Source organism: Aeromonas sp. 603079 (assembly GCF_049172135.1).
Lineage (GTDB): Bacteria > Pseudomonadota > Gammaproteobacteria > Enterobacterales > Aeromonadaceae > Aeromonas > Aeromonas veronii.
Genome location: NZ_JAAKPX010000013.1, coordinates 120086 through 146711, shown reverse-complemented (window position 1 = coordinate 146711; position 26626 = coordinate 120086). Strand labels below are relative to the sequence as shown.

Annotated in this window: 25 protein-coding genes, 1 rRNA gene and 1 pseudogene; 7 read left to right on the top strand and 20 right to left on the bottom strand. The window is 60.2% G+C overall.

Annotation, left to right across the window (positions count from 1 at the left end):
• The 4 genes from G5287_RS11830 to G5287_RS11815 all read right to left on the bottom strand — a co-directional run.
• Positions 1-311, bottom strand: a 16S ribosomal RNA gene (locus G5287_RS11830); the annotation flags it as partial.
• A 560-nt stretch (positions 312-871) separates the two neighbouring features.
• Entirely contained in the window at positions 872-1918 is a 1047-nt protein-coding gene (locus tag G5287_RS11825) for an NAD(P)H-dependent flavin oxidoreductase (protein WP_158112851.1), read from the bottom strand.
• On the bottom strand, positions 1915-2193 hold the full coding sequence (locus G5287_RS11820) for a helix-hairpin-helix domain-containing protein (RefSeq protein ID WP_421231338.1): 279 nt from the start codon (positions 2191-2193) through the stop codon (positions 1915-1917). The genes G5287_RS11825 and G5287_RS11820 overlap by 4 nt, the downstream gene beginning before the upstream one ends.
• A 72-nt stretch (positions 2194-2265) precedes the next feature.
• Positions 2266-2907 carry a ribonuclease T2 family protein gene (locus G5287_RS11815; RefSeq protein WP_421231337.1) on the bottom strand — a complete coding sequence of 214 codons (642 nt, stop codon included), beginning with the start codon at positions 2905-2907 and terminating at the stop codon, positions 2266-2268.
• 197 nt (positions 2908-3104) lie between these two features.
• On the opposite strand from G5287_RS11815, the gene G5287_RS11810 reads away from it, so the two are divergent.
• Entirely contained in the window at positions 3105-3665 is a 561-nt protein-coding gene (locus G5287_RS11810; RefSeq protein ID WP_005335471.1) for a carbonate dehydratase, read from the top strand.
• A gap of 80 nt (positions 3666-3745) precedes the next feature.
• On the opposite strand, the gene G5287_RS11805 is transcribed toward G5287_RS11810, so the two are convergent.
• The gene (locus G5287_RS11805) at positions 3746-4654 is read right to left on the bottom strand and encodes an SAM hydrolase/SAM-dependent halogenase family protein (protein ID WP_421231336.1); all 909 of its coding nucleotides are present in this window, start codon (positions 4652-4654) and stop codon (positions 3746-3748) included.
• A 198-nt stretch (positions 4655-4852) separates the two neighbouring features.
• Here G5287_RS11805 and G5287_RS11800 point away from each other — a divergent pair, with 198 nt between their 5' ends.
• Entirely contained in the window at positions 4853-5317 is a 465-nt protein-coding gene (locus G5287_RS11800; protein WP_421231335.1) for a hypothetical protein, read from the top strand.
• Between the two features lie 217 nt (positions 5318-5534).
• The gene (locus G5287_RS11795; RefSeq protein ID WP_421231334.1) at positions 5535-6782 is read left to right on the top strand and encodes a DEAD/DEAH box helicase; all 1248 of its coding nucleotides are present in this window, start codon (positions 5535-5537) and stop codon (positions 6780-6782) included.
• 83 nt (positions 6783-6865) lie between these two features.
• Here the strand turns inward: G5287_RS11795 and G5287_RS11790 are convergent.
• Positions 6866-8117, bottom strand: a pseudogene (locus tag G5287_RS11790) (hypothetical protein).
• A 286-nt stretch (positions 8118-8403) separates the two neighbouring features.
• Here G5287_RS11790 and G5287_RS11785 point away from each other — a divergent pair.
• Positions 8404-9828 carry a DASS family sodium-coupled anion symporter gene (locus G5287_RS11785; RefSeq protein ID WP_421231333.1) on the top strand — a complete coding sequence of 475 codons (1425 nt, stop codon included), beginning with the start codon at positions 8404-8406 and terminating at the stop codon, positions 9826-9828.
• Between the two features lie 101 nt (positions 9829-9929).
• On the opposite strand, the gene G5287_RS11780 is transcribed toward G5287_RS11785, so the two are convergent.
• Complete coding sequence (locus G5287_RS11780) at positions 9930-10694, bottom strand: CphA family subclass B2 metallo-beta-lactamase (RefSeq protein ID WP_421231332.1); 765 nt, start codon at positions 10692-10694, stop codon at positions 9930-9932.
• A gap of 546 nt (positions 10695-11240) precedes the next feature.
• On the opposite strand from G5287_RS11780, the gene G5287_RS11775 reads away from it, so the two are divergent.
• Positions 11241-11744, top strand: coding sequence for a hypothetical protein (locus G5287_RS11775; protein WP_005354488.1), 504 nt, complete (start codon positions 11241-11243; stop codon positions 11742-11744).
• A 168-nt stretch (positions 11745-11912) separates the two neighbouring features.
• On the opposite strand, the gene G5287_RS11770 is transcribed toward G5287_RS11775, so the two are convergent.
• Complete coding sequence (locus G5287_RS11770; RefSeq protein WP_421231331.1) at positions 11913-13625, bottom strand: amidase; 1713 nt, start codon at positions 13623-13625, stop codon at positions 11913-11915.
• A 125-nt stretch (positions 13626-13750) separates the two neighbouring features.
• The gene (gene aguA / locus G5287_RS11765; RefSeq protein WP_421231330.1) at positions 13751-14848 is read right to left on the bottom strand and encodes an agmatine deiminase; all 1098 of its coding nucleotides are present in this window, start codon (positions 14846-14848) and stop codon (positions 13751-13753) included.
• Between the two features lie 156 nt (positions 14849-15004).
• Here aguA and G5287_RS11760 point away from each other — a divergent pair, with 156 nt between their 5' ends.
• Positions 15005-15958 (top strand): LysR family transcriptional regulator, encoded by a 954-nt coding sequence (locus G5287_RS11760; RefSeq protein WP_033115874.1) that lies wholly within the window; start codon positions 15005-15007, stop codon positions 15956-15958.
• A gap of 68 nt (positions 15959-16026) precedes the next feature.
• Here G5287_RS11760 and G5287_RS11755 read toward each other — a convergent pair whose 3' ends face one another.
• A complete protein-coding gene (locus G5287_RS11755; RefSeq protein ID WP_021229505.1) occupies positions 16027-16593 on the bottom strand; it encodes a TetR/AcrR family transcriptional regulator in 567 nt (188 codons plus the stop codon).
• 199 nt (positions 16594-16792) lie between these two features.
• Here G5287_RS11755 and G5287_RS11750 point away from each other — a divergent pair, with 199 nt between their 5' ends.
• On the top strand, positions 16793-17830 hold the full coding sequence (locus G5287_RS11750; RefSeq protein ID WP_160881992.1) for an alkene reductase: 1038 nt from the start codon (positions 16793-16795) through the stop codon (positions 17828-17830).
• A 114-nt stretch (positions 17831-17944) separates the two neighbouring features.
• On the opposite strand, the gene rpoS is transcribed toward G5287_RS11750, so the two are convergent.
• The 10 genes from rpoS to putP all read right to left on the bottom strand — a co-directional run bounded on the left by rpoS (position 17945) and on the right by putP (position 26408).
• Entirely contained in the window at positions 17945-18928 is a 984-nt protein-coding gene (gene rpoS, locus G5287_RS11745; RefSeq protein ID WP_005362773.1) for an RNA polymerase sigma factor RpoS, read from the bottom strand.
• A gap of 45 nt (positions 18929-18973) precedes the next feature.
• Positions 18974-20044: a LysM peptidoglycan-binding domain-containing protein gene (locus G5287_RS11740; protein WP_040068374.1), complete on the bottom strand. Its 1071-nt coding sequence runs from the start codon at positions 20042-20044 to the stop codon at positions 18974-18976.
• A 9-nt stretch (positions 20045-20053) separates the two neighbouring features.
• A complete protein-coding gene (locus G5287_RS11735) occupies positions 20054-20635 on the bottom strand; it encodes a YqaA family protein (RefSeq protein ID WP_047439434.1) in 582 nt (193 codons plus the stop codon).
• On the bottom strand, positions 20632-21249 hold the full coding sequence (locus G5287_RS11730) for a protein-L-isoaspartate(D-aspartate) O-methyltransferase (protein ID WP_005335507.1): 618 nt from the start codon (positions 21247-21249) through the stop codon (positions 20632-20634). Before G5287_RS11730 ends, G5287_RS11735 begins: the two co-directional genes overlap by 4 nt.
• Before the next feature lie 7 nt (positions 21250-21256).
• Positions 21257-22018, bottom strand: a complete 762-nt coding sequence (gene surE / locus G5287_RS11725; protein ID WP_040068372.1) for a 5'/3'-nucleotidase SurE — start codon at positions 22016-22018, stop codon at positions 21257-21259.
• Complete coding sequence (gene truD, locus G5287_RS11720) at positions 21999-23057, bottom strand: tRNA pseudouridine(13) synthase TruD (RefSeq protein ID WP_335838181.1); 1059 nt, start codon at positions 23055-23057, stop codon at positions 21999-22001. Before truD ends, surE begins: the two co-directional genes overlap by 20 nt.
• Positions 23057-23533 carry a 2-C-methyl-D-erythritol 2,4-cyclodiphosphate synthase gene (ispF, locus tag G5287_RS11715; RefSeq protein ID WP_421231329.1) on the bottom strand — a complete coding sequence of 159 codons (477 nt, stop codon included), beginning with the start codon at positions 23531-23533 and terminating at the stop codon, positions 23057-23059. Before ispF ends, truD begins: the two co-directional genes overlap by 1 nt.
• 146 nt (positions 23534-23679) lie before the next feature.
• Positions 23680-24372 (bottom strand): 2-C-methyl-D-erythritol 4-phosphate cytidylyltransferase, encoded by a 693-nt coding sequence (gene ispD, locus G5287_RS11710; RefSeq protein WP_421231328.1) that lies wholly within the window; start codon positions 24370-24372, stop codon positions 23680-23682.
• Positions 24365-24682 (bottom strand): cell division protein FtsB, encoded by a 318-nt coding sequence (ftsB, locus tag G5287_RS11705; protein WP_005335520.1) that lies wholly within the window; start codon positions 24680-24682, stop codon positions 24365-24367. The genes ispD and ftsB overlap by 8 nt, the downstream gene beginning before the upstream one ends.
• A gap of 208 nt (positions 24683-24890) precedes the next feature.
• Positions 24891-26408, bottom strand: coding sequence for a sodium/proline symporter PutP (gene putP / locus G5287_RS11700; protein WP_005354514.1), 1518 nt, complete (start codon positions 26406-26408; stop codon positions 24891-24893).
• Positions 26409-26626: the final 218 nt, after the last annotated feature.

Here is a 26626-nt window from a genome sequence, read left to right as displayed (position 1 = left end):
TGATCATCCTCTCAGACCAGCTAGGGATCGTCGCCTTGGTGAGCCATTACCTCACCAACTAGCTAATCCCACCTGGGTTCATCCAATCGCGCAAGGCCCGAAGGTCCCCTGCTTTCCCCCGTAGGGCGTATGCGGTATTAGCTACCGTTTCCAGTAGTTATCCCCCTCGACTGGGCAGATCCCCAGGCATTACTCACCCGTCCGCCGCTCGCCGGCAAAAGTAGCAAGCTACTTTCCCGCTGCCGCTCGACTTGCATGTGTTAGGCCTGCCGCCAGCGTTCAATCTGAGCCATGATCAAACTCTTCAATTTAAGTTTGGTTGCTTCGAAAAGCGGCTCAATGAATTGCTGAATTAACTGCTGCAACTTTCGTTGCTTTGGTCACTTCATCAGACATTGAAAATCAAAAATTGTTTTTGATGTTCGATGCTGTGAGTGCCCACACAGATTGCTTGATTCAAATTGTTAAAGAGCGACGCAACAGTGTGTTGCTGCGGGAGTGGAATTCTACTCAACCGCCTTCTCGAGTCAAGCCTTATTTTCAAAGGCTTTTCGAGGTTATCGACGAGGTTGTTTGCGTTGCCGCTTGCCCTGTCGATGTGGCGCATTATAGAGATCCAGCTCACATTGGCAAGGCTTTACCGCAATAAAATTGCAAAAAAGTGCAATTTTTTGGTTATTCATATCAACACACAGCCTTTATACAGACTTATCCACAGCCAAGGGTAAAGTGAGGACGTTTTACACCGGATAAATGCCTTACAAGGGTACTGGCTTGGCATTCATCCACCATTGCCGCACTGTCGCGTCTAACGCGCAGCGCCCTCGACATCTTCTATATAAGAAGGCGTATGAGGCATATATAGAAGCGCTTATCCCAATCGAGCCTCTTTGACCCAGCACGCCATCAGCTCGCCAGCGGAAAGATCCCGGCAGCCCGATACATTCTGGCCAGCCCAGAGCGGAGAGAAGCCGCTGTCACCCCTCTTTTCGGCAGTGGCCCGCAGCGGTACCAGTGCACCACTGGCATAGGGGAAGTGAGGGACAAACTCCGAGAGCGGGCCCAGCTCCTTCATAAGACGGTTGACGATACCCCGCGCCGGGCGGCCACTGAACAGATTGGTCAGCGCCGTCTGCTGGCCTTGGGGTGAGTGAAGGATTGCGCGATGCAGCGCCGAGGTGGTCGCTTCATGGCAACAGAGAAAGGCAGTGCCCATCTGCACAGCGCTCGCCCCCATTTGCAGCGCGTTGGCTATCCCCTTGCCATCGACGATACCACCAGCGGCAATCACCGGCAGGTCGGTTGCCGCGAGGATCTGCGCCAACAGGGTCAGGGTGCTCTGCTGCAGCGCGAGATCCTCAGAGAGGAAATGACCGCGATGACCTCCCGCCTCCAATCCCTGAGCGATGATGGCATCGGCGCCGTGTTGAGCGAGCCATACGCCCTCCGCGACCGTAGTGGCGCTGGCAAATACCTTGGCCCCCGCATCCTTCACTTGGGCAAGCAGCTCGGGCGCGGGCAGGCCGAAGTGAAAGCTGACCACCGCCGGTCTGAACTCAGCCACCATGGCGGCATGCTCCTCATTGAAAGGTGCACGACTTGGCACCATCGTGACCGCTGGGGGAAGTATGCCGAACTCGATGTAGTAGGGAACAAGGCACTGCTGCCAGCGGGCCAGAGCAACGGGATCCGGTTCCCGTTGCCGATGGCAGAAGAAGTTGATGTTAAATGGCCCAAGGCCGCTGTGGGCAAGTCGCTCCAGTTCGCTGCGCAGCTCCGCTGGCGTGAGCATGGCGGCAGGCAAGGAGCCCAAGCCGCCCGCACGGGTCACGGCCAGCGCCAGCTCGCTACCCTGCACACCGGCCATCGGCGCCTGAATAATGGGATAACGCATCCCCAGTTCGCTAAAGAGGCTCATCCATTCACCCCTTTTGCAGCGTCCGCCGCCAGATGTGCGCGGGCCAGCGCAATGGCGCCGTCGATGGCACTGCGCGCCTGCGGGCTGTTCTGCCAACAGGTCGAGCCCAGAATGCTGGCCACCAGCTGGACAATATGGGTGGTGTCGGCCTCGGCCAATCCGGCCAGGGTATGATAGCCCAGCTGTTCGAGCCGCTCGATAACCGTCGGCCCCACTCCTTTCACCCCGAGCAGCATTGCCCGCTCTTGCGGGCCAAACCGGTTGTTGCCATCCATCTTTCAGACTCCTTTCCGATAGCTGTGGTTAAACATCAGGCCCGCAAGGGGCCTGATGGAGAGAGTGAAGGCTTAACGCACGCTGCGCAGCAGGAAGTCCGGCTGACCACAGGAGCGACGCTCACGCTTTTGCATTTCGGCGGAGCAGGTGACCGCATCCGTCCCCTCTTTATTGACGCAGATGTAGATCTCCCGCAGGAAGCGGCCACCATCGGCGCAAGCCACCGTGATGTTGTCGGGCGCCAGCCACTGGTTGGCGCTCGCCAGATCGGCCTTGAGCTGGAAGGTGCTCTTGCGCAGCGGCGCTTCCGGGGATTGATAGGCCACCGGGATCTTCACCTTCTGGCGCAGATCGCTAGCCAGCTGATGGAAGGCCTGCTGGCTCAGACCGGAGCAGGTACCGTGCTTCTCCCACTCATGGCGATAGAGGAAACGGCTGGGGTAAAGGTCGGCAAACTCGCTCTCCATATCGGGATCGAGCCGTTCGCGGGTGCAACTGCTGGGATAACCGCGATCGTACTGAGGCCAGAGACCGTGCAGCATGAACCCCAGCTTGCGGGAACACTGGTCCCGATCCGCCGGTTTGACGGCGCAGTGCTCGGGCGACCAGGAGAGCGCCATGGCGTAATAATCAAACTCCCCCGCCTCCCCTTTGGCCTGTGCGGCCGAGGAGAGCAACAAACCACCCGCCAGCAGGGCAATCATCTTCTTCATCTATATATATCCATTTCAACCAACTCGGGAATGGCTGCAATGCTCCCATATTCCAGCGCGCGGAAACAGTGCTCCCGCCAAGGCTTGCGACAAGGGTCAGACCACTTCGGGGTTTCACCGGATAATAACGAGGCGTAAGCTGGCATCCTGGCGCCGGGTGCGCCACCGCATCATTTCAAGCAACCACAGGATGTAACATGATCCGCAAGAATCCCTCCGGCCATCTGCCTGTCATCGACGAATCCGCCTATATCGACAAGACCGCCATCATCTGCGGCAAGGTGATCATCAAAGAGAATGTCTTTGTCGGCCCCTATGCGGTGATCCGTGCCGACGAGGTGGATGAGAGTGGAGATATGGAACCCATCGTCATCGGCGCCAACTCCAATATCCAGGACGGGGTGGTGATCCACTCCAAATCCGGCGCCGCCGTCACCATCGGCGAGTACACCTCCATCGCCCACCGCAGCATAGTCCACGGGCCGTGCGAAGTGGGGAACCGGGTCTTTATCGGCTTCAACAGCGTGCTGTTCAACTGCCATATCGGTGACGGTGCCGTGGTGCGTCACAACTCGGTGATCGATGGCTGCGATCTGCCGCCGGAGTTCTACGTCCCCTCCACCACCCGTATCAACCAGCAGAGCGATCTGACCCATATCCCGCGGGTTTCGGTAGATGCCGCCGAGTTCTCCGAAGACGTGGCCCACACCAATATCGATCTGGTCAAAGGGTACAAGGCGCTCTCCAACGAGTTCTGATCCCTTTCTTTATGACCAGAGAACAAAACGGGCGCCGAGGCGCCCGTTGCTGTTTCTATCTCTACTTATATATGTGCGGGTCAGGAGCACTTCTTCAGGCTGATATGCCAGTTGGCACCGGATTGCACCTGATGCTTGGCAGCGAAGCTGTCCATGTTCAGCGCCACCGACACCTGCAGCAGACTGTTGAGGTAGACCAGCGGCTGACCTTCCGGCACGTCACCGAAGCTGCTGACGTAAGGGGCCTTGCCGTCATATTTGACCACATCCCCTTCACGGATCTTGATGCAGGCGTTATCCCCCTTGTTGATCCCCGTCTTGGTCAGCAAGGCATCGTCGATATTGGTCCAGACGTTGCCGTACTGCACATCGAGGATCGGGATGGTGCCCTTGAGGGTGCCATCTTTCTCTGCTACCGCAGGCTGATAGGGGATCTTCACTACCTCGGCGGGCAGCAGCGGGCCCACCTGCTCGTAGCTGATAGCGCCGGAGGCTAGCCGTGCGCCGGTATAGGCATACACATCGCGGCCGTGGAAGGTGTAGGACTTCTCGGAACCCTTGAGGCGGTTGAGTTTCTCGTCGATCTGGCGCACCGCCTCGATGCCGAAGTGCTCGGCCACCAGGGTCAGGGTGCCGTTGTCCGGAGTCACGATGTAGTGACCGCTCTTGGTCTTGAGCACCACAGACTTGCGCTCGGTGCCGACACCGGGATCCACCACGCTGACAAACACTGTGCCCTTGGGCCAATACTGCAGGGTCTGGTAGAGGCGGTAGGAGGCTTCCCAGATGTTGTAAGCCGGGATCTCGTGGGTCAGGTCATAGAGCGGCAGGGTGCGATCCACCCCGAAGGCGACCCCCTTCATGGCCGACACGGCGCCATCTTTGAGGCCGAAATCGGTCTGGATCACCAGCGCTTCGTTGGCGGCGGCGATGCCGCTTGCCAGCATGAGGGCGAGCGCGATGGCGCGGGGTGTGGTGCGAATATCCATATCTGAACTCCTGAATCATCTGAGGATAACGAAACGGCGATAGCCATTTAGACATCCAAACTGCCACCAATGGATTTTTTTGCAAGGGGTTTGCAACAAAGTGAGGGACGACTCGCAGAAATTGTGCTCGCAAAACGTCGGCGGCGGGGGTATCAAAGGCAGAATGGGAAAACGTTTACAATACAGGAGCTCAGCACCATGACACAACCCGTACCGGAGATGATGACCCTGCTGCTGGAGATTGGTGAACAGAGCAGTCAGCTCTGGCTGAGCCAGCCAGATGCGGCCCCGTCACACTACCCGCTGGCCTTTGGCACCCACGCCATCCAGCCCGGACCGTTTCGCAATGCGCCACCCACCCCGCTCGAACTGGAGCGGGCCATCATGGTGGTGGAAGACGAACTGATGCGCCTTGCTCCGGCCATTCCTGCGGGCTTGCCTCTCACACTCCGTGCGGAGCCCTCGCTCACCGACGTGCTGGGCGACAATCCGCTGGAGCGGGAGCAGATAGAGCAGGCCTTTGGCCAGCTGGCCGCCATGGCGGAAGGGGATCCCCTCGCCGCCAGCTTGCTGCCCCGCGACGAGCACTTTGCCGCCGTGCTGCTGATCGTCAGGGAGTGGCTGCACCATCTGGCCAGCGAGAGTGTGCTGATCGTGGAGTAGAGTCATGGCGGATGCCCCTTGCACTGCCGACTCGCGGTAAAACAGGAGCGCGGCGACGAGGTCCTGCGCCACCGCCATGCACGGCATGCAAAACCGGGAGCTATGCGCCCTTGCTCATCATCGCCTTCTGCCGCGCCCCCTGCTTCTGTTACCATCGCGTCCACGATCACTCATTGTATCGTGGCCGCAGGCCGCGATAACCCCGACTGGTGCCCCTATGTCCACTGCCTCCTTTGCCAAACTGGCCCTCTCCCCCCGCTTGCAGCAGACCCTGAGCGAACTGGGCTATGCCGCGCCGACCCCCATTCAGGCTCGCGCCATCCCGGTCATTCTGGCGGGACGGGATCTGATGGCGGGGGCCCAGACCGGCACCGGCAAGACCGCCGCCTTTGTGCTGCCGCTGCTGGAGCAGTTGCTACAACAGCCACAAGCAGAGCCCCGCCCGATCCGGGCGCTGGTGCTGGTGCCGACCCGCGAGCTGGCGGTACAGGTTGCCGAGAGTGTCGCGCGCTACGGCCAGGGGACAGGTCTCACCAGCACGCTGGTCTACGGCGGGGTGAGTATCGCGGCTCAGGTAGAGGCGCTTCAAGCCGGGGTGGATATCCTGATCGCCACCCCGGGCCGCCTGCTCGACCATCTGCGTCAGGGGGCATTGAGCCTGGATAGCCTGCGCCATCTGGTGTTTGACGAGGCGGATCGCATGCTCGACATGGGCTTTATGGACGAGATCAAGGCGCTGCTCAAACAGATCCCGGTGGATCGCCAAACCCTGCTCTTCTCCGCCACCTGCGACGACAACCTGTTTGCCCTCTGCAAGGTGCTGCTGCGCGACCCCGAGCTGATTGAAGTGGCGCCGCGCAACACCACGGCGGCCGAGGTGGAGCAGCGGGTCTACACGGTGGATAGCGATCGCAAGCTGGCGCTGGTCGAACATATGCTGAAAGTGAAAGGGTGGACACCGGCACTCATCTTCAGCCGCACCCGCCAAGGTGCTGACAAGCTGGCCCAACAGCTTGGCAAGGCTGATATCAATGCGCTGGCCTTCCACGGCGATCTGTCGCAGAGCGCGCGAGAAAAAGTGCTGCTGGAGTTTCGCGCCGGCACCTTGCAGGCGCTGGTCGCCACCGACGTGGCAGCCCGCGGCCTCGATATCACGGATCTCAACTACGTGATTAACCTCGAATTCCCGTTTGTGGCGGAGGACTACGTCCACCGTATCGGTCGCACCGGTCGCGCCGGCAACAAGGGGCTCGCCATTACCCTGTTCAGCCCGGAAGATGCGCCCCTGCTGGAGAAGGTGGAAGCTGTACTCGACGCCCGTTTGCCCCAGCAGTGGTTTCCCGGTTTTGAGCCGGATCTCACCCGCTTCGAGCCCGAGCCGCGCCGCAACCGCAAGGCGGCCCAGAAGCAGCGCGCCAGAAAGCAGGCCCTCGCTGGCAGCAAGGGTGGCAAGGGCAAACGCTAAGCCGCCCAGCACCGCCAATAAAAAAACGCCCGCACGGGCGTTTTTTGTTATCTGACAGGAGCCTGCTCTTGGCGAGTCACACCCTAGCGGGTCGCCAGCACCAGTGGCAGGGATCGCAAGATCTGCCGCTCCGTCAGGGTCGAGAGAATAAACATCACCATATAACCGAGTCCCAGTGCCACGATAATCGCCGCCACGTTGGCGGTGAACTCGGCCACCAGATAGTAGGCGGCAACCAGCGCCACTATGCCAGCCAGCCGGATCAGCAAACTCCGGGTAAAGTGACCGTGAGCCTTGATATAGGCGAGCTGATAGCCGTTTAGCATCATAAAGATAAAGAAGATGGAGAAGTGGAACAGCACAGGCACCGCGCCCACGTAGTCGGCGGGGAAGAACAGCAGCACCAGCGGTTTGCCCGCCAGCAGCATCAAACCAAAGAACGCCAGACTGACGATGGCGGAGAGGCGGAAGATCCAGCGGCGGATCATCCTTATCTGGCGATGATCGCCATTGCGCAGATTGACCGCCAGCTCAGGCAGCACAAAGCGGTAGATGGGGAAGACAAACAGGGTGGTCATATAGGTAAAGATGGGGCGCACCACCACCTGAAAATCCCCCAGCTCGTCGATGCTGAAGTGACGGATGGTGAGCAGCACAGTGATGTAAATCATCAGAATGCTGGCCCCCGCCTCCATTCACATAGCTCACCATCTCGGGGCCGAGCGCCACCTTGGCGAGCGGCCTGGTGGCGATGGCCCGACGGCGCGAAACATACATATAACCGGCGATGGCGAGCGAGGAGAAGGTCAGCCCGTAGAAGAGCGAGGCAAGCGCATCCATCCCCAGCCCGAAGTAACAGGCCATAAACAGCAGACCGTTGGCCAGCGGCTCCAGCTAGGTGACCCGGTTGGAGAGCGCATACATCCGGTACATGGCCACCAGATTGGTGAAGTAGACCTTGAGCCCCAGCCCGAAGATGACCCCCACCAGTTGCAGATACTCCACCCAGATATGGAGCCCGTGCTTGATATAGGGGATCACCGCCCCCCAGGTGAGCAGCACGATGCCGATGAGGAAGTAGCGAAAGATATTGATGATGTCCCGATCGTTTTTAGTCTGGGAGTAGCTCACCACCATGGAGGAGCGAAAACCTGTCATCAGAATAAAGGAGAGGGAGATCAAATCCACCACGCTGTTGAACAGCGCCAGCTCCCCCTTGGCGACCCACTGCGCCAGCCACACCTTGAAGGCGAAGCCGATAACGATGCTGACCAGCGAGGCCCACATCCCGGTGATAAAGGCCTGCTTGAGGCGCGCGAGAGAGGCGTATTGCATAACGAAAATGGATAACTTTCAGGGAAAAGAGAGAGGGCCATCTTATGAAAGCCCACCCGCCTTGAACAGCCTTAATCCCGCCAGCCCCCCAGGTCGCAACGACTCCTTCACTCACCTCTTCATCAACCCGAGCTCACAAAGCCAAAGACGCCGTTAAAAACAGCCGCAATTAATCGAATGATCATTTGGTGTAATTGATGGATTTGGCATCCACCATTACCCCTCTTATAGTAGGGCCGAAGCGGCCTCAATCGCTCCCTCCCCACTCATTCCGGACAGGAATCTTATGAAAAAACTCACTCTCGCCCAGCTCGCCGCACTCGTGACCGTGCTGCTGGCTATCCTCTGCTGGCAGTTGCCAGCCCCGGCCGGACTGGCACCGGCAGCCTACCACACCGCCATTCTGTTTATCGCCACCATACTGGCCATCGTCACCAACATAGCGCCGACCGGCTATATCGCCATCCTCTCCCTCGGGCTCTACGCCGTGCTCCATGCCGGTGGCGAAGCGACCCCCAAGGCGGCCATCGAAGGGGCGCTGGTCGACTTCAACCACCCGCTGATCTGGCTTATCGTCATCGCCTTCATGATTGCCAGTGCCTTTGCCAAGACCGGTCTTGGCAAGCGGATCGCCCTGCTGCTGCTCAGCCGCTTTGGCCAGTCCACCCTGCGCTCCGCCTACTGTCTGGCGGTTGCCGACTTTATTCTGGCCCCCGCAACTCCGAGCAACACGGCCCGAGCCGCCATCGTCGCCCCCATTGCCGACTCGCTGGCCAAGACCATCAACAAGGATGACCGCAAGCTGGGGCAGTTCCTGCTCTCCAGCGTCAGCGCCATGAACGACGCCTCGGCGGTCGCCTTCAGCACCGGCTTTGCCGGCAATCTGGCGCTGGTCGGCATTGCCGCCAGCGTCGCCGGGCTGACGATCGGCTTTCGCGAATGGGCGCTCTACCTGCTGCCGCCCGCCATCGGTCTGCTGCTGATCATGCCGCTGGTGCTCTATCTGGTGATCCGCCCCGAGACCCGCGACACACCAGATGCACCCCGCTTCGCCCGCGAGGAGCTGGCCAAAATGGGCCCCCTCTCCCGCCATGAGAAGAGCCTGCTCGGGGTCTTTGTCGGTCTGGTGGTGCTCTGGGTTGGCGGCAGCAATCTGGGGCTGGATGCCACCACGGTTGCCTTTCTCGGTCTGGCCGCCCTGCTGCTGCTCGGGGTGCTGAACTGGAACGATGTGAAGGGCAACAGCGCCGCCTTCGATACCCTGATCTGGTTCAGCGTGCTGATGGGGATGGCTGACAACCTGAAACGGGTCGGCTTTACCGGCTGGCTGGGGGATGAACTCTCCGGCTTTATGCACAGCACCCTCGGCGGGCTCGGCACCATTACCATGCTGCTGGTGGTGATGGGGCTCTACCTCTTTACCTCCTACGCCTTCGCCTCGGCCACAGCCAAGGTGGTGGCGCTGGCGCCGGTGATTGCCGGGGCCCTGCTGGCGGTCGGCGTACCTGCCGAGCTGGCCATCTTCAGCATCGCCGCCATCACCAACGTGGGTTGCAACCTCGCCACCTACTCCCACGCCCGCATCCCGCTGCTGATGGGGATGGGCTATCACACCAGCGCGGAGTGGATGCGCATCGGTCTGGTGATCGCCATCGTGGGCTTTGCCGTGGTGATGAGCATCGGCCTCACCTGGTGGCAGTGGCTGATCTGATAGCAAAAGGGCCCGTAACGGGCCCTTTTGCATGGCTGCGCAGCGTTCTATACCGGCGCTGCGCTTGCCACAAGCGGCGGCATTGTTACAAACAGCGCGGGTCAGCTCTGCGGCGCCGCCTTGATCAACTCCTCGTAGTGATCAATCAGCTCGGGGCCATGCAGCGGCGAATCGTGACCGCCGATCACCGTCTTGATTGGCAGCTTCATCGCCTTGAGCCGCTCGATGGTCTGCGGATAGGCCTTCACATTGGCAAAGCTCAGGTTGCCCAGCTTCTCCTTGAGGATACAGTTGCCATAGAGCACCTGCTCGTCGGGGAAGTAGACAAAGATGCCGTCCGGCGTATGGGCCGGGCCCGCGTAGAAGGCGCGCACCTTGCCATCTTGCAGGGTGAAGTCGCCATCGTGCACCACGTTGGGCAGTACCAGCGGCAGATCCGGATACTCCGGCAGCCCCTTGCGGGTAAAGGCGACAATCTCGGCCCAGTCGCTCTTCATCAGATCCCGGGTCTGGCGCGTCGCCACCACCTTGGCCCCGATGGACTTCCAGTAGGCATTACCACCCGCCCGGTCGGTGTGGTAGTTGGTGTTGATCACCTCCAGCACCGGCTTGCTGCTGACCCGTTTAATGAGCTTATGCAGCTCGCGAGCGGTATCCGGCGTCCAGGTCGCCCCCACTACCGTCACCCCCTTGGCCCCGAAATAGACCATGGAGTTCTCTTTGACGTAGTAGTTATCCTCCACCACATAGACAGGGCCGCTCACCTGCTTGAGCTCGATCCCCGCCGCCCGCACGCTGCCGCCCCAAAAACTCGCCATCAGCACCACGGCCCCGGCCAATCCACACTTCATCCAACCTTTCATCATCTTGCTCCCTCGAACCAACCGCCCCCTCGCCACCCCTGTGGCAAGCCAGGCCTTTTAAGCAGTGGGCAGAAGATACGGGGGATTTGTGAGGGGAAAATGAGGCTGTGTGAAGAGAAGGTGAAGTCTGGGGGAAGTCAGAAAAAATCAGGGGAAATCGGCGGCGAGCCACGACCAATATGGCGATTGACGGTGCAGGGAGTGGAGCGATGTAAATAGTCAAAACATGCCATCACTGCCTTGCTGTAGGGACGATTAGCGCAGCGTAATCGTCCGTTTACCGCGAACATGGTGATGGAAAAATGTTCAAGCAACCTTGGATGCCTGCGACATCTCGGCAACCTCCCTTTCGCGATCGTCCGAATACGCTTCGCTATTCGAACCTACAGCCCTCTCAAAAATATGCTTCGCTAACCTAAGGCCACATAGTCATATTGAAAAAAATATCAAAACAAATACAATAATAATTATTTTAAAAAGCAAACCGCCTAAAAACATTATCCAATCCTACAGAACACTACTTTTAACTTATATAAAGCAAGAGCCAAAATGATTACAAAAGACAACCAAAGACTTGCAGAAATACATATTTCAGAAGCAAGAAAGCATGCATTGCAACTATTCGCATTTACAGGCTCTGTGTTTCCATCAGAATGGAGCTCATCTTGGAATGAAGTGATTACTAGCAGCTTGATTGAGTTTTCTTTTCATGCAAGAAAAGTAAATGAATTATGTGGTTTTAGAAAAGACAACTTCAATAATATTAACAATTTAATTGTACGTATTAGTAGTAATGACCCAGGCAATTGGGAAACTAATTATCATAATGCCCTGAACGCATTTATGCATATAAAGTCATATATCATTGGAAATGTTCAAGTGATGCACAGAATCATATTCCCTCGTTCATCGGCATGTTTGCAATCAACCTATGTAATAATATCAACAGATAGACATGCAGAAAAAACTATCAGCATTTGTGGTTTGGTTTTTTGCTTTTTAAATGAAGTGATCCCAAAAATAAAAGAAAAGCACCCAGAAATAAAATTCTAATCAAAAGAAACGTGTGACTTATCAATGAACAACATAGTCATTATGTAAGTTTATTAAGAAGTCGCAAAAATTATTGCATTGTAACCAATTGTGATACTGAAAATAAAAACCACCTACATGGCAGGTGGTTTTTATTTCGTCATCGTAGGGCTAGCACAGGAGTTTCTCCTAACTAATATCCCCCAACGGCGGCGTCCGCGGCGGCACCATCCGCTTGCTGCCGGTGGACTCGAAGGCCGAGGCAAAGCGCAGCAGGTTGTTGTCGTCATAGGCGCGACCGGCGAAGGTCAGGCCCACCGGCATACCGATATCAGCCATCACCCCCATGGGGACGGTGACGGTCGGCACGCCGAGGTGGCGAATGGCGAGGTTGCCGTTGGCAACCCAGATGCCGTTGCTCCAGGCGATATCGGCGGAGGCCGGATTCACATCCGCATCAGCCGGGGCGACGTCGGCGACGGTGGGGAACAGCACGGCGTCGAGCTTGAGCCCGTCCATCCACTCCTCGAGATCCAGCTTGCGGGTCTTCTCCAGAGCGCGCAGGCCGTCCGGCACTGTGGGGATCTCGTCAAAGCGCTTGATACCGCGCTTGGCCATATTGACGTACTCGTCCATGCCCGCCGCCAGATCGCCCTCGCGGTTCGGCAGGGTGCCCGGATCGTGGGGGAAGATCTTCGGCCCATCGACATCGGCCAGCTTGTTCAACTTGGGATCGCCGTTGGCGCGCAGGAAGTCGTCGAACGCCCAGCCGGAGAGCTCCCACAGCTCGTCGTTGAGAAACTCCGGGCTCACGATGCCGCGATTGAACACAGTCGGCGCGCCGGGTCGGTCCCCTTCGCAGTTGGATACCAGCGGGAAGTCCACTTCGATGACTTCGGCGCCAGCGGCTTCCAGCGTCTTGCGCGCATCTTCCCAGAGGGCGATCACGGTCTCACGGGTATGGATGCGCTGACCGGTCGGGCCGCCGATGCCGGGGTTTTCGCTGGTGCCGGCCAGTTCATCCTTGTTGATAAACATGCGCGGCACGCCGAGGCGCTTGCCCTTGAGGGCATCGGCCTTGGCAGCCAGATCCAGATAGGAAGCCGGACGCACTTCGGAGGCCTTGGGCAGTTGCACCCAGGGCTGCATGCGCCACAGATCGCCACGGGTGTCGGCATCGTCGGCGACCACTACGTCGAGCACTTCCAGCAGATCGTTCATGGTGCGGGCATAAGGCACCACCACATCCATGGTCGGAGTCAGCGGCCAGTTGCCGCGTACCGAGATGACCCCACGGGACGGGGTGTAGGCGCACAGGCCGTTATTGGAGGCCGGGCCACGGCCGCTCGACCAGGTCTCTTCGGCCAGACCAAAGGCGGAGAAGCTGGCAGCGGTGGCGGTACCGGCGCCGTTGGAGGAGCCGGAGGCAAACGGCGCAGTCAGGTAGTCGGCGTTGTAGGGGCTCTCGGCACGGCCATAGACGCCGCGCTGCATGCCACCATTGGCCATCGGCGGCATATTGGTTTTGCCAAGGCAGATGGCACCGGCGGCGCGCAGGCGCTCAACGGTAAAGGCATCGCGCTGGGCCACCAGATCCTTGAAGGCCGGGCTGCCGGAGGCGGCGGTCAGCCCCTTGACCAGATAGCTGTCTTTGGCGGTGTAGGGGATGCCGTCGAGCGGGCTCAGGGTCTCGCCACGGGCGCGGCGGGCATCAGAAGCCTCGGCCTCTTTCAGCGCATCGGGATTGGCGACCACCACGGCGTTGAGTTTGGTGGCAGTCTCGGGGCCGTTGTAGGCCTCGATCCGGGCCAGATAGGCCTTGACCAGTTCGACCGCTGTGGTGCGGCCTGATTCGAGCGCTGCACGCAGCTCGGCAATGGAAACCTCGGTCACTTCGATCATGGGGATCTCCTGTAAAAGGGTGACTGTTTGTCATGATGATCGCCGCATCAGCGCCTGCGACCATCACACCATCAAGAGATAAAACCCCACTGAGTGGGGTTTGGAATACTCACCGGAACCGGTTCTTATTTGCCGGAAGGGATCTGCTGGGTAATGCAGTGAATATTGCCACCGCCCAGCAGGATCTCGCGGGCCGGCACGCCGACCACGGTGTGCTCCGGGAAGATCTCTTCCAGAATGCGCTGGGCTTCACCATCGGTGGCGGCATCCAGCAGCGGATAGACGATGCGATCGTTGGTGATAAGGAAGTTCACATAGGAACCGGCCAGACGGCCTTCTGCCTCGCGCGGCACACCGGTACCGCTCTCGACACCGGCAGACTCCTCTTCAGTGCAGAACAGCGGGCCCGGCTGGGGCAGCTTCCACACTTTCAGCTTGCGACCCTTGGCATCGACCGCCGCTTCCAGCACCTTGAGGGCGGCCACGGAGCGGGCGTACTGGGGATCGTTCTGATCGTCAGTCCAGTGCAGGGCCACTTCACCCGGACGCACGAAGCAGCACATGTTGTCGATGTGGCCATCGGTTTCGTCCATGTAGACGCCTTCGTCCAGCCAGATAAAGCTGGTGACGCCCAGATAGTCGCGCAGGTGCGCTTCGATCTGCTCTTTGGTCAGGTGCGGGTTGCGGTTTTCGTTGAGCAGGCACTCGGCGGTGGTCAGGCAGGTGCCTTCGCCATCGACGTGGATGGAGCCCCCTTCCAGAATCAGCGGCGCGTCGTAACGAGCCATGCCGTGCTGGGCCAGCATCTGGGCAGCGACCTCTTCATCCTGATTCCACGGGTAGTAGAGACCGCCCTTGTGACCGCCCCAGGCGTTGAAGCCCCAATCCACGCCACGGCACTCGCCTGCGGCGTTGGTAACGATGGTCGGGCCGGTATCGCGGGCCCAGCAGTCATCGCTGTTCATTTCGACCAGGGTGACGTGGGCGGGCATGATGGCGCGAGCCTGCTCCATAAACTGGGCCGGAACTCCCATAAAGACCGGGGTGGCTTGCCCAATGGCATCGGCCACCTTGGCGAAGGTCTCTTGCGCGAAGCGACCGGCTACGCGCCAGTTGTCCGGGCGAAACGGCCAGATCATCCAGACGGCCTGCTGGTGCGCCCACTCGGCGGGCATGGTGAAGCCGTCGGCGGCCGGCGTGGAGTTAATGGTCTTGATGCTCATCGCAAGGCTCCTTGCATGGATTGAGGCCCCCGTTTACGCCCGATGCGGCGCGGGAACCCGGAAAAATAACAGTGGGTCGCAGATTAAGACGTTGCGCCCCCATCCATCAAATGAATAGGATGGATTGTCCCATAAACACGGCGAATAATCCCCCCCATGAAACTGCACCAGCTCGACCTCAATCTGCTGCTCGCGTTTGACGCCCTGATGACGCAAGGGAGCGTTACCCGCGCCGCCGAGGCGCTCTTTATCAGCCAGCCTGCCATGAGCCACTCCCTTAACCGGTTGCGCACCTTTCTCGGCGACCCGCTTTTGGTTCGCACCCCGCAGGGGATGCTGCCGACCCCGCGCGCCCAGCGGCTGCATCTCGGGGTGCAGCAGGCGCTGCGGCTGCTGGAGCAGCAGCTCACCGAGGAAGAAGAGTTCGAGCCGAGCCAGTCAAAGCGGCGCTTCGTGCTCTGCACCACAGATTACGTGGAGTGCGTGCTGATCCCGCCGCTGATCCAGCGCCTCAGACGGCTGGCGCCGGGGGTCACCATCGAGATCCGCATCCTGCGCGACACCCTGCCCGAAGCCGAGCTGGCAAGCGGCGAGATCGATCTGGTGCTGGGCTTTGACGAGTACATGCAGGTGCCGGGGTATCTTGGCAAGGAGACCTGGCTCACCGAGCCGCTGGCCGGACTGGTGCGCGCCGATCTGCCGATTGCCAAATCGGCCCCCGCCGGTGCCGAGGATGACCCCTCCCAGTGGCAGGAGCGCATCACCCTGCAACAGCTCATCGCCATGCCCCATGTGTTCCACTCGCCGCTAGGTACCTCGGAGGCAAGCCTCGACCGCTATCTGAAGAGTCAGGGCTTTAGCCGCACCATCTCGGTCAACAGCCAGAGTTACATGTCCGCCGCCGCCATCGTCAGCCAGAGCGATCACCTTTTGGTGCTGCCCAGCATGGTGGCCGAGCTGCTCGCCACCCACTGGCCGCTGAAAAGCCTGCCGCTGCCCGAAGACGTGCCCGACTACCACCTCAACTGCGTCTGGCACCCCGTGCACGCCCAGCAACCGGCGCTGGTGTGGCTGAAAGATTTGATGAAAGAGCTGGTGGGGCCGAGGTAAAGCGGAATGCACTTCCCGAAAACAACAGTGGCTCCCGAGGGAGCCACTGTTGTTTCTGCGGTATCGCGTTACGCCCGCAGGGCCCGCATCAGCTGGGCGACTACATCGTCGAGCAGGGGGCGATCGGGGCGGCACTGGGCGAAGGTAATAAGACCCTGCAGGTTGATCAGCAGCAGGGCGGTGAGGGTGTGGATATTGCTATCCGGGGCCAGCTCGCCCTTGGCCTGCGCCTGCGTCAGCAACTCGGCCAGATCCTGCTCCAGCTCGCCATAGATCCCCTTGACCCGCTGGGTCAGCTCCTCATCCTGCTCGCTCAGCTCCATCATGGTGCGAGTCACCAGACAGGAGCCGCAGAGCGCCTCCCCCACAATCCGGTCGAGATAGGCCGCAAGGCCCGCCAGCGGGCTCGGGTTGTCGAGCAGGGAGCGGCGCAGGGTGCGTTTGCCCTCGACATAATGATCCACCGCCGCCAGCAGCAGGCCTCGCTTGTTGCCAAAGGCGCCGTAAATGCTGCCCGGATGGAGGCCTGTGGCGGCCACCAGCTCCTGCATGGTGGTCTTGGCATATCCCTTGGCGCGAAACGCTTCCATGGCATTTCGCAGTACCTCGTCCCGATCAAACTCGGCTATGCGCATGGTTCCTCCCGTGGGAAATGGTTCACCGGCAAGGGGCAACAGGGCCCGCCGATAAAGAGTGGCTGGAAAGGGCGGCAAGTTTACCCCAGCCGCCTGCTCGGGCCAACCTTCTTGAACGCTCATTCAAAAAAAGCTTGCGCCCGACGTAAAAAACGTCTTGAATGCACGTTCAAGAATAACCCGTTCAGGACAACCTATCATGAATACCCTGTTTCAGCCGTATCGACTCAATGACACTCTGACCCTGGCCAACCGTTTCATGATGGCCCCGCTCACCCGCTGCATGGCAGGCCCAGGTCTGGTGCCGACCGAGCAGATGGCTGCCTATTACGGCCGCCGCGCCGACATCGGCCTGATTGTTTCCGAGGCCGTCATCATCCGCCCCGACGCGCAGGGCTACCCCAATACCCCGGGCCTCTTCACCCAGGCGCAGATCGATGGCTGGAAGAAAGTGACCAGCGCCGTACACGCCAAGGGCGGCAAGATCTTCGCCCAGCTGTGGCACGTCGGCCGCCTCTCCCACCCCTTCTTCCATCAGGCTGAAGTGTTGGCCCCCTCTGCCGTGGCGCACGAGGGCACTGTGCCCCGCATGCGCGAGCTGACCTATCAGGTGCCGCGTGCCCTGACCGAGGCGGAAATCGCCCAGCTGGTGCTGGATTACGCCCAGGCCGCTGCCAACGCCATCGAGGCGGGCTTTGACGGGGTAGAGATCCACGGTGCCAACGGCTACCTGATCGACCAGTTCCTGCACCACTCCACCAACCTGCGCACCGACAACTACGGTGGCAGCCCGGAAAAGATGAGCCGCTTCGCGCTGGAAGTGGTCGATGCCATCAGCGCCCGCATCGGTGGTGATCGGGTTGGCATTCGTCTCTCCCCTGGTGCCTATGTCCATCTGGCGGGCAGCCCGGAAGATCGCGCCGTGTTCGACTATCTGCTGGGCAAGCTCAACGATCGCCCGCTGGCCTATATCCACCTCGGCATCTTTGATGACAACCTCACCTTCGATTATCTGGGTGGCCGCGCCTCCGACTATCTGCGCGCCCACTACAAGGGCAATCTGGTCGGGGTGGGCAACTACGACGCCGAGCGCGCCGCAGCGGCCATCGAGGCTAACCGCTTCGATCTGGTGGCTATCGGCCGTCCGCTTATCGCCAACCCGGACTACCTCACCAAGGTGAAGAAGGGCGAAGCGCTGGTGCCCTACGCCGACACCATGCTGGCCGAGCTGGTATAACCGCAAAGCCATCACCAGACGACAGGCAATAAAAAACGAGGGGAGCGATTGCTCCCCTCGTGCTATCTGGCTGATGCGCTGATCAGCTGGTGCAGACTTAATTGGTGCGGATGCTTAATTGGTACGAAATAGCGCCTCGATGGAGAGCCCCTGGCTCAGCAGGATCTCCCGCAGACGGCGCAGCCCCTCCACCTGGATCTGGCGTACCCGCTCGCGGGTCAGGCCAATCTCGGCCCCCACATCCTCGAGGGTGGCAGGCTCATAACCCAGCAGACCGAAACGACGGGCCAGCACTTCCCGCTGCTTGGGGTTGAGCTCTTCCAGCCAGTGTACAATGCTGCTGCGCATATCATCTTCCTGTGACTCCAACTCAGGCCCCATGCCGCGCTCGTCGGAGAGCACATCCAGCAGCGCCTTGTCGCGATCGCCACCAATGGGGGTGTCCACCGAGGTGATCTTCTCGTTGAGTTTGAGCATGCGGTTCACGTCATCCACCGAACGATCCAGCGCGAAGGCGATATCCTCGGCGGTCGGCTCGTGATCGAGACGGTGAGAGAGTTCGCGCGCGGTGCGCAGGTAAACGTTTAACTCTTTGACCACATGAATGGGCAGACGGATGGTGCGGGTCTGGTTCATGATGGCCCGCTCTATGGTCTGGCGGATCCACCAGGTAGCATAGGTAGAGAAACGGAAGCCGCGCTCGGGGTCAAACTTCTCGACCGCGCGGATAAGACCGAGGTTGCCCTCTTCGATGAGATCCAGCAGCACCAGGCCACGGTTGTTGTAACGGCGGGCGATTTTCACCACCAGTCGCAGGTTGGACTCGATCATGCGCTTGCGGGCGGCTTTGTCACCGCGCAAGGCACGACGGGCGTAGTAGACTTCCTCTTCGGCAGTGAGCAGCGGGGAGAAACCTATCTCCCCCAGATAGAGTTGCGTGGCATCCATCACCTTGTTCAGTTCCGGTGCCAGCAACTCATCGGAGATAATATCTTCCGCCTCGGCGGCTACCTCCTGCAACTCTTCTACTTCATGAGATTCGGGTTCAGCGTCAAACTCTAACTCTGCATCCTGCATTACCAGTTGTTCTTGGCTCATGGTGTGTCTCCCTGACGTTACCAGAGTAAGACGGTCTCTCTGGGGTTAACGCTTTGGCAAATAGCTCATCGGATTGATCGACTTGCCTCTGTACCGGATCTCGAAATGCAATCGCACATCCGGCGCGTCCGTGCTACCCATGTTGGCAATGACCGAGCCCCCCTTGACGCTGTCCCCTTCCTTCACCCGCAACTCGTCGTTGTGTGCGTAAGCGGAGAGATAGTCATCATCATGCTTGAGGATAATCAGCTTGCCGTACCCCCTTAAAGCACTGCCAGCGTATACCACTTTACCGCTGCTGGCGGCGTAGACGGGTTGCCCCTTCTGGCCGGCTATGTCGATCCCTTTGTTACCCTGTTCTGCAACAGAGAACCCCTCGACAATCCGGCCTTTTGCGGGCCAGTGCCAAGCAAGTCTCGACTGGGGGTTGTTTATTTTTTGTTCTTTGGACTGAGCGTATTCCTTCGGTGCTGCCGGAGCAACGGATTTCTGAGAGATGAACGGCGTGGTCTGACCAGATCCACTCGGCTCGGCCAACGGACGCGGACCGCTGCTCGGACGGCTCACGGCCACCGGCGTCACGGTTGCCGGACGAGTCGCAGCCACCATCTGGGTCGAACCGCCGCCTGCGGTCTGGACATTGAGCACCTGACCCGGTTGCAGCGCATAGGGGGCGCTCAGGTTATTGCTCTGGGCCAGCGCCTGCGGCGTCATGCCGAACTGGCGGCCGATGCTGCTCAGGGTATCGCCGCGGCGCACCTCATAGGTACCGGCACTGCGGCTGCTGCCAACACTGGCGCTGGAACCATCGAGTCGCAGTCGCTGCCCCGGATAGATGTTGTAGGGCGGGCTGATGTTGTTGAGGCTGGCCAGCGACGGCACGTCGTTGCCGGAGTTGAAGGCGATGGAGTAGAGGGTATCGCCCCGTTTCACCACATAGCTGCCGCCCTGAATGGGGGCGCTGACCTGGGCACCGCTTTGGCGAGCCGGAATGGTCGAGACAAACTGCCCCTCATCAACACCATCTACCGGAGCTGCATTTTTACTGGAGGAGCAGGCAAGCAGCAGCCATGACAACACCACGACACTGCTTCCTTGCCAAATACGCGAACGCATAATGGATCCTTAACGACTAAACCAGAAATAGGCCACCACGGCCAGACCAATACAGAGCCAACCGAGCACATCTACGTAGTGCATCAGTTTGCGTTCCATCTTCTCGCCACCCCAACGCATCAGGCCCGCAACCAGGAAAAAGCGCATGCCACGACCGATGAGGGAGGTGATGATGAAGGGCAGCAGAGCCATTTGCAACAACCCTGCCGTCACGGTAAACACCTTGTAGGGGATAGGGGTGAAGCTGGCAATGAAAATGACCCAGATCCCCCACTGCTCAAACCAGTTGCGAGCAATCTCGATCTTGTCCTGATAGCCCACAGACTCCACCAGTGGCAGCACGACCGGATCCCACAGCGCATAGCCAAGGGCATAGCCAAACAGGGCGCCCAGCACAGAGAAGAGGGTGGCCAGCGTGGCGTAGTGCCACGCCTTGTTTGGCTTAGCGAGCGCCATCGGTGCCAGCATCACGTCCACCGGGATGGGCCAGAATACCGACTCGATGAAAGCGGTGATGGAGAGATACCAGGGGGCATGCTTGTGGCGAGCCCACTGCATCACCAGTACGTACAAACGGGAAAACAACTTCACTCAACATCTCCGTCAATCAGGGGAACAAATCGTACCGGCTCCAGAATACGGCTGGTCAGCTGGGATCCGGATCGTTCGATCAGTTGCAGGGTCTGCTGGCTGTCACCCACGGGCAACACCAGTCGGCCCCCTTCGGCCAGCTGATCGGTGAGTGCCGTCGGGATCTCGCTCGCCGCGGCCGTCACCAGAATGGCATCATAAGGCCCCTTATTGGGCCACCCCAGCCAGCCGTTGCCGTGCTTGGCCGAGACATTGTGCAGATCGAGCTGGCGCAGTCGGCGTCTGGCCTGGAACTGCAGCGACTTGATCCGCTCCACGGTATACACATGCTCCACCAGATGGGCGAGGATCGCCGTCTGGTAGCCCGAGCCAGTGCCAATCTCCAGCACATGGGCCGGATTGTTTTGCATCAGCAACTCGGTCATTCGCGCCACCATATAGGGCTGCGAAATGGTCTGGCCGTGGCCAATGGGCAGGGCGGTGTTATCCCACGCCTTGTGCGCCATGGCCTCGTCCACGAACAGCTGGCGCGGCACTTTCGCGATGGTCGCCAGCACGCGAAAATCGCGAATATCCTGCGCAATGAGCTGATTTAACAGGCGCTGTACTATCACACCACCCTCATCCCTGCAGATCTAACCAGGCCCCCAGACCGGCGAGACTGTCATAGGCAGTCATATCGATGGTCAGGGGGGTAATCGAGACATAGCCCTGCTCGATGGCAGCAAAATCGGTACCGTCACCGGCATCCTGCTGGCTACCGGGGGGGCCGATCCAGTAGATGGGCTGGCCACGGGGATCCTCGGTGCAGATCACCGACTCCGCCCGGTGGCGGTTGCCAAGGCGGGTGGTCTTGATCCCCTTGATCTGCTCGAGGGGCAAGTCCGGCACGTTGACGTTGAGGATCTGATCGGCAGGCAGGGGGTGTTTCATCAGCCCCTTCACCAGCAGGGCCGCATAGTGGGCCGCCGTGGCGAAGTGGGTCTTGCCCACCAGCGAGATGGCGATGGAGGGGTAGCCAAGATGGCGCCCCTCGGTGGCCGCGGCGACCGTGCCCGAGTAGATGACATCATCCCCCAGGTTGGCGCCGTGGTTGATGCCGGCCACCACCATGTCGGGTTCAGGGCGCACCAGCTCGTTGACCGCCAGATGCACGCAATCAGTCGGCGTCCCCTTCACCGCATAGCTCTCGCATCCATTAAAGCCGTTTTCTGCAATGCGGGTAACCCGCAGCGGTACTTCCAGCGTCAGGGAGTGACTCGCGCCGCTGCGGTTGCGATCCGGCGCCACCACAATGACCTCGCCGCAGGCGCGCAGCGCCTCGCTGAGGGCACGAATGCCCTCGGCATGCACACCATCATCATTACTGACCAGAATTCGCATCGGTCTGATTCCTGAAACCGTGATCGGCCTCTTCGGCCTGCATTAACTCGCGCACCACGCTGGTGGCAAACGCGCCCGCCGGCAGGAAGAAGGAGAGGGTCAGCGCCTCGCCGTCCAGCTGCCAGCTCATCTGCTCCGGCTTGAGCAGCAGGGGGCGCCTGTCCTGCTCCAGCCCGGCCTTCTCCAGCCCGTCACACCAATCGCTGTAAGGAGCCAGCACGCCCTGTTCGAACTCGGCAGCGGCGCCCTGACTGGCCAAGCGGCCACGGCCCCACTGGGGCGCGGTCAGCTGCACGTCGCCGGAGGCAAGACGCGCTTCCAGCTCGGGGGTCACGCTCTCTTCGCTGAAGATGGAGTGGCTGCCCTTGAGCATCACGCAATCACCGACCAGCAGCTGATGAGCCAGCCCCTGCTCGATACGGGCGCTGACAATGGCGTTGAACAGCATGCTGCGGGCGGCAGAGAGGTAGAGGGAACGCTTGTTGCGATCCTTGATCCGCTTGCCGGCAAACATCGCCTTGGCCGCTTCCAGGTTGTTGCCATCGCGGCCAAAACGCTGCTCACCATAGTAATTGGGCACGCCCTGAGTGGCGATGGCCTGCAGGCGCGCTTCCAGCCCGTCGGCCTGTTCCAGACCGGTGAGACGCAGGGTGAAGTGGTTGCCCTTGAGGTAGCCGACCCGCAATTTGCGGTTGTGACGCCTGGCTTGCAGGATCTGGATGCTGTCGCTCTCGATGAGCGACAAGTCCGGCTCGGCCTTGCCTGGCAGGTGAATGCCAAACCACTGCTCGGTCACCGCGTGGCGATCCTTCAGGCCCGCCCAGGTCACCGCATTGCGGTTGACCCCTGCCGCATCGGCCAGCAGACCCGCTACCCAGGCGGTGTTCTCGCCGGTTTTGCGCACCCGGACGAAGATATGCTCCCCTTCCCCGCAAGGCTCGAAGCCGAGATCTTCATTGACCACGAAGTCGGCGGCCTCGGCCTTGAGAATACCGCGGGCAGTGGGCGCCCCGTGCAGATAGGCAAGTTGTTCCAGCATTATTGTTTCACCAGTAGGACGACGGCTTCGGTGGCGATCCCTTCCTTGCGCCCCGTAAACCCAAGCTGTTCGGTGGTGGTCGCCTTGACGTTCACCCGGTTCAAATCACATTGCAGATCGGCGGCCAGCACGGCGCACATGGCGTCGATATGGGGGGCCATTTTGGGGGCCTGAGCGATGATGGTCACATCCAGGTTTCCGATGGCATACCCCGCCTTCTGTACCCGGGCAAAGACATCACGCAGCAGAATGCGACTGTCGATCCCCTTGAACTCGGCAGCGGAATCGGGGAAGTGGCGACCGATGTCACCGGCACCAATAGCCCCCAGCAGGGCATCGCTTACCGCGTGCAGCACCACATCGCCGTCGGAGTGGGCAACCAGCCCCTGCTCGTAGGGAACCGGCACGCCACCCAGCATGCAGGGGCCAACACCACCAAATTTATGAACATCAAAACCATGACCAATGCGCATCATCAGCGGCAACCTCCCAACATGCTGAAACCAACCCCATCAATTTTGTGTACGTCCACACCATGTCCAATCCGGATCATGCTAACTCCTTGTTCGGGCCTGTTTGTTCGAGACACTCTGCTCTGAACGGTCTGTTCTGACTGAGGGGCTTATGCCTGCTGGCTTAAAAACAGCCCCGCCAGCGACAAGTCTTCCGGCCGGGTCACTTTGATATTGTCGGCGCGCCCCTCCACCATCCGCACCGTGAATCCGGCCCGCTCCATGGCGGAGGCCTCGTCGGTGATGGTGGCGCCCAGCAGCAGCCCCTCTTCCAGCGCCCGCTTCAGGGCACGGGTCGGGAACATCTGCGGCGTCAGGGCATGCCAGAGCTGCTCGCGCTCGACGGTGGCGATGATATTGCACTCCCCATCGGAGCGCTTCATGGTATCGCGCACCCGACTGCCGAGAATGGCGCCGCCACAGCCCATGGCCGCGACAATCAGCGCATCGAGATCGCCGTGAGTCAGGCAAGGACGGGCCGCATCGTGCACCAGCACCCACTCCCCTTGCGCCACATGGAGGCCATTGAGGACGGAAAAGGCGCGCTCGGCGCCTCCCTCGACCCGCACAATGCGCGGGTCGGCCGCAACGGACAGGGCCTCGAACCAGCGGTCATGGGGCGCCAGCGCCACGATCACCTGGGCGATGGCCGGGTGGGAGAGCAGCCGCTCCAGGGTATGTTCGAGAATGGTTTTACCCGCCAGTTGCAGGTACTGCTTGGGGCAATCGGCCCCCATTCGGCTGCCGATACCGGCGGCAGGGACGATCGCCGTCAGGCCGGATACCCGGCTGGCATCAGTCATCGTAGGGCTCATCGTCCGGCGCTGTCTCTTTGTCTTTCTCTTTGGGGATGATCCGGTAGAAGGTCTCCCCCTGCTTGATGTAACCCAGATCGTTGCGCGACAACTCCTCGATGGCCTCGAGGCCAGAGGTGAGATCATCTATCTCGCGGTAAATGAGGTCGTTACGATCCTTGAGAGTCTGGTTGTCCCGCTGTTGCTGCGAGATGGCCTCCGACAGGTTCTGATAATCGGATAGCCCGTTCTTCCCCAGCCAGAGGTCATATTGCAGTCCCCCCAGCAGGAGGATCAGGATCAGGGTGAATAGCCGCATGCACTAGGTCTCCTTCAGGCGGCCTAGTGTCCCATATTCGGTGCCAAGACAAAAGAAAGCGAGCACCCGGGAGCCACCGGCCGAACATAAAAAAGTGCCCAAGAGTGAATCAGATAGCACAAAGCCCCGCCAAACCGGTGCAAGGATGGCCAACCAGGGCGCTCCTTGTCCGGGGGCGGGGCTCTCAATCAGAAAGCGGTAAGGGGGATCAGTTCACCGCGACCGGCTCTCCCGCGCTCTCGGCCGGAGTGTTGTACTCCTCCTCGGCATCGCGGAAACGCTCCAGCATCGCTTTTGAGGGCGCTTCGCCCAGCAGACTGCCCACCACGATGGCCAACAATGCAAACAGGAAGCCCGGGATGATCTCATACAGCCCCAGCCAGCCGAACTGCTTCCAGACGATGACGGTGATAGCACCGACCAGCATGCCGGCCAGCGCGCCGTTGCGGGTCATCCGCGGCCACAGCACGGAGAGCAGCACCACGGGGCCAAAGGCGGCACCGAAACCGGCCCAGGCGTAGCTCACCAGCCCCAGCACCCGGTTTTCCGGATTCATGGCGACGGCGATGGCAATCACGGCGATCAGCAGCACCATCAGGCGACCCACCCACACCAGCTCACGCTGGGAGGCGTTCTTGCGCAGGAAGGGTTTGTAGAGATCCTCTGTGATGGCGCTGGAGCAGACCAGTAGTTGACAACTTAGAGTGCTCATTACCGCCGCCAAGATGGCGGAGAGCAGCACCCCGGCGATCCAGGGGTTGAACAAGATCTTGGAGAGCTCGATAAAGACCCGCTCCGGGTTGCCGGTCACTCCAGCCGCCACTTCCGGGAAGCGGGCGAAGTAGGCCAGCCCGAAGAAGCCGATGGCCACCGCACCAGCGAGGCAGAACACCATCCATGTCATGCTTATACGGCGGGCATTGGCCATGGAGTGGTGGGAATCCGCCGCCATGAAACGGGCCAGAATGTGGGGCTGACCGAAGTAACCAAGGCCCCAGGCCATCAGCGAGACAATGGCGATCACATCCAGATTCTTGAACATGTCGAGGTTGGTGGCGCTCTTGGCGGCCACCTCGATCATGGCGCTATCCACCCCGCCGACGGCGATGATGACGAAGACCGGGGTCAGGATCAGGGCGAAGATCATCAGGGTCGCCTGCACCGTGTCGGTCCAGCTCACCGCGAGGAAGCCGCCGAAGAAGGTGTAGGTGATGGTGGCAGCGGCACCGACCCAGAGGGCGGTGTTGTAATCCATGCCGAAGGTGCTCTCGAACAGGCGGGCACCGGCCACCACGCCGGAGGCGCAATAGATGGTGAAGAAGAGCAGGATCACCAGCGCAGAGAGAATGCGCAGCACCTTGCTGTGATCTTCAAAGCGATAGGTGAAATAGTCCGGCAGGGTCAGGGCATTGCGGTTCTTCTCGGTATGTACCCGCAGACGACCCGCTACCCAGCGCCAGTTGAGGTAGGCACCTATCACCAGACCGATGGCGATCCAGCTCTCGGAGATGCCGCTGACGAAGACGGCGCCGGGCAGGCCCATCAGCAACCAACCGCTCATGTCGGAGGCGCCGGCAGAGAGAGCGGTAACCCAGCTCCCCATCCGGCGGCCGCCCAGAATGTAGTCATCAAAGTTGCGGGTGGCGCGATAGGCGACGAAGCCGATCAACACCATTCCGAGGATATACACCAGGAAGGTGATTAACATGGGTGTGCTAGCTGTCATGCAAAACTCCGTTTTGTGTCATTTTCTGCCCGCTCTGGTGACGGGCTCATCCCTAAAAAACCGGCCTAGCTTAATCAGCCGTTCGCGCCAGCTCAACCACTTTTAACAAACACAAAACACAATAAAAACCTTTGCGCATCAAATCATCTGCCGCATCAAGAGGATGGAGCCAGATTTCCTGCCGTGGCCGTGACGGTCATCTCGCTGCGCCAGCCGCT

What these genes read in the sequence shown, in the direction of transcription:
- aguA (WP_421231330.1), bottom strand. Translation starts at nt 14,848, where the DNA reads ATGAGCATCAAGACCATTAACTCCACGCCGGCCGCCGACGGCTTCACC.
- G5287_RS11755 (WP_021229505.1), bottom strand. Translation starts at nt 16,593, where the DNA reads ATGCGCATAGCCGAGTTTGATCGGGACGAGGTACTGCGAAATGCCATG.
- G5287_RS11760 (WP_033115874.1), top strand. Translation starts at nt 15,005, where the DNA reads ATGAAACTGCACCAGCTCGACCTCAATCTGCTGCTCGCGTTTGACGCC.
- G5287_RS11800 (WP_421231335.1), top strand. Translation starts at nt 4,853, where the DNA reads ATGACACAACCCGTACCGGAGATGATGACCCTGCTGCTGGAGATTGGT.
- ftsB (WP_005335520.1), bottom strand. Translation starts at nt 24,682, where the DNA reads ATGCGGCTATTCACCCTGATCCTGATCCTCCTGCTGGGGGGACTGCAA.
- G5287_RS11775 (WP_005354488.1), top strand. Translation starts at nt 11,241, where the DNA reads ATGATTACAAAAGACAACCAAAGACTTGCAGAAATACATATTTCAGAA.
- ispD (WP_421231328.1), bottom strand. Translation starts at nt 24,372, where the DNA reads ATGACTGATGCCAGCCGGGTATCCGGCCTGACGGCGATCGTCCCTGCC.
- G5287_RS11805 (WP_421231336.1), bottom strand. Translation starts at nt 4,654, where the DNA reads ATGGATATTCGCACCACACCCCGCGCCATCGCGCTCGCCCTCATGCTG.
- G5287_RS11785 (WP_421231333.1), top strand. Translation starts at nt 8,404, where the DNA reads ATGAAAAAACTCACTCTCGCCCAGCTCGCCGCACTCGTGACCGTGCTG.
- G5287_RS11750 (WP_160881992.1), top strand. Translation starts at nt 16,793, where the DNA reads ATGAATACCCTGTTTCAGCCGTATCGACTCAATGACACTCTGACCCTG.
- rpoS (WP_005362773.1), bottom strand. Translation starts at nt 18,928, where the DNA reads ATGAGCCAAGAACAACTGGTAATGCAGGATGCAGAGTTAGAGTTTGAC.
- G5287_RS11815 (WP_421231337.1), bottom strand. Translation starts at nt 2,907, where the DNA reads ATGAAGAAGATGATTGCCCTGCTGGCGGGTGGTTTGTTGCTCTCCTCG.
- ispF (WP_421231329.1), bottom strand. Translation starts at nt 23,533, where the DNA reads ATGATGCGCATTGGTCATGGTTTTGATGTTCATAAATTTGGTGGTGTT.
- G5287_RS11810 (WP_005335471.1), top strand. Translation starts at nt 3,105, where the DNA reads ATGATCCGCAAGAATCCCTCCGGCCATCTGCCTGTCATCGACGAATCC.
- G5287_RS11795 (WP_421231334.1), top strand. Translation starts at nt 5,535, where the DNA reads ATGTCCACTGCCTCCTTTGCCAAACTGGCCCTCTCCCCCCGCTTGCAG.
- putP (WP_005354514.1), bottom strand. Translation starts at nt 26,408, where the DNA reads ATGACAGCTAGCACACCCATGTTAATCACCTTCCTGGTGTATATCCTC.
- surE (WP_040068372.1), bottom strand. Translation starts at nt 22,018, where the DNA reads ATGCGAATTCTGGTCAGTAATGATGATGGTGTGCATGCCGAGGGCATT.
- G5287_RS11825 (WP_158112851.1), bottom strand. Translation starts at nt 1,918, where the DNA reads ATGAGCCTCTTTAGCGAACTGGGGATGCGTTATCCCATTATTCAGGCG.
- G5287_RS11770 (WP_421231331.1), bottom strand. Translation starts at nt 13,625, where the DNA reads ATGATCGAAGTGACCGAGGTTTCCATTGCCGAGCTGCGTGCAGCGCTC.
- G5287_RS11820 (WP_421231338.1), bottom strand. Translation starts at nt 2,193, where the DNA reads ATGGATGGCAACAACCGGTTTGGCCCGCAAGAGCGGGCAATGCTGCTC.
- G5287_RS11740 (WP_040068374.1), bottom strand. Translation starts at nt 20,044, where the DNA reads ATGCGTTCGCGTATTTGGCAAGGAAGCAGTGTCGTGGTGTTGTCATGG.
- G5287_RS11780 (WP_421231332.1), bottom strand. Translation starts at nt 10,694, where the DNA reads ATGATGAAAGGTTGGATGAAGTGTGGATTGGCCGGGGCCGTGGTGCTG.
- truD (WP_335838181.1), bottom strand. Translation starts at nt 23,057, where the DNA reads ATGCTGGAACAACTTGCCTATCTGCACGGGGCGCCCACTGCCCGCGGT.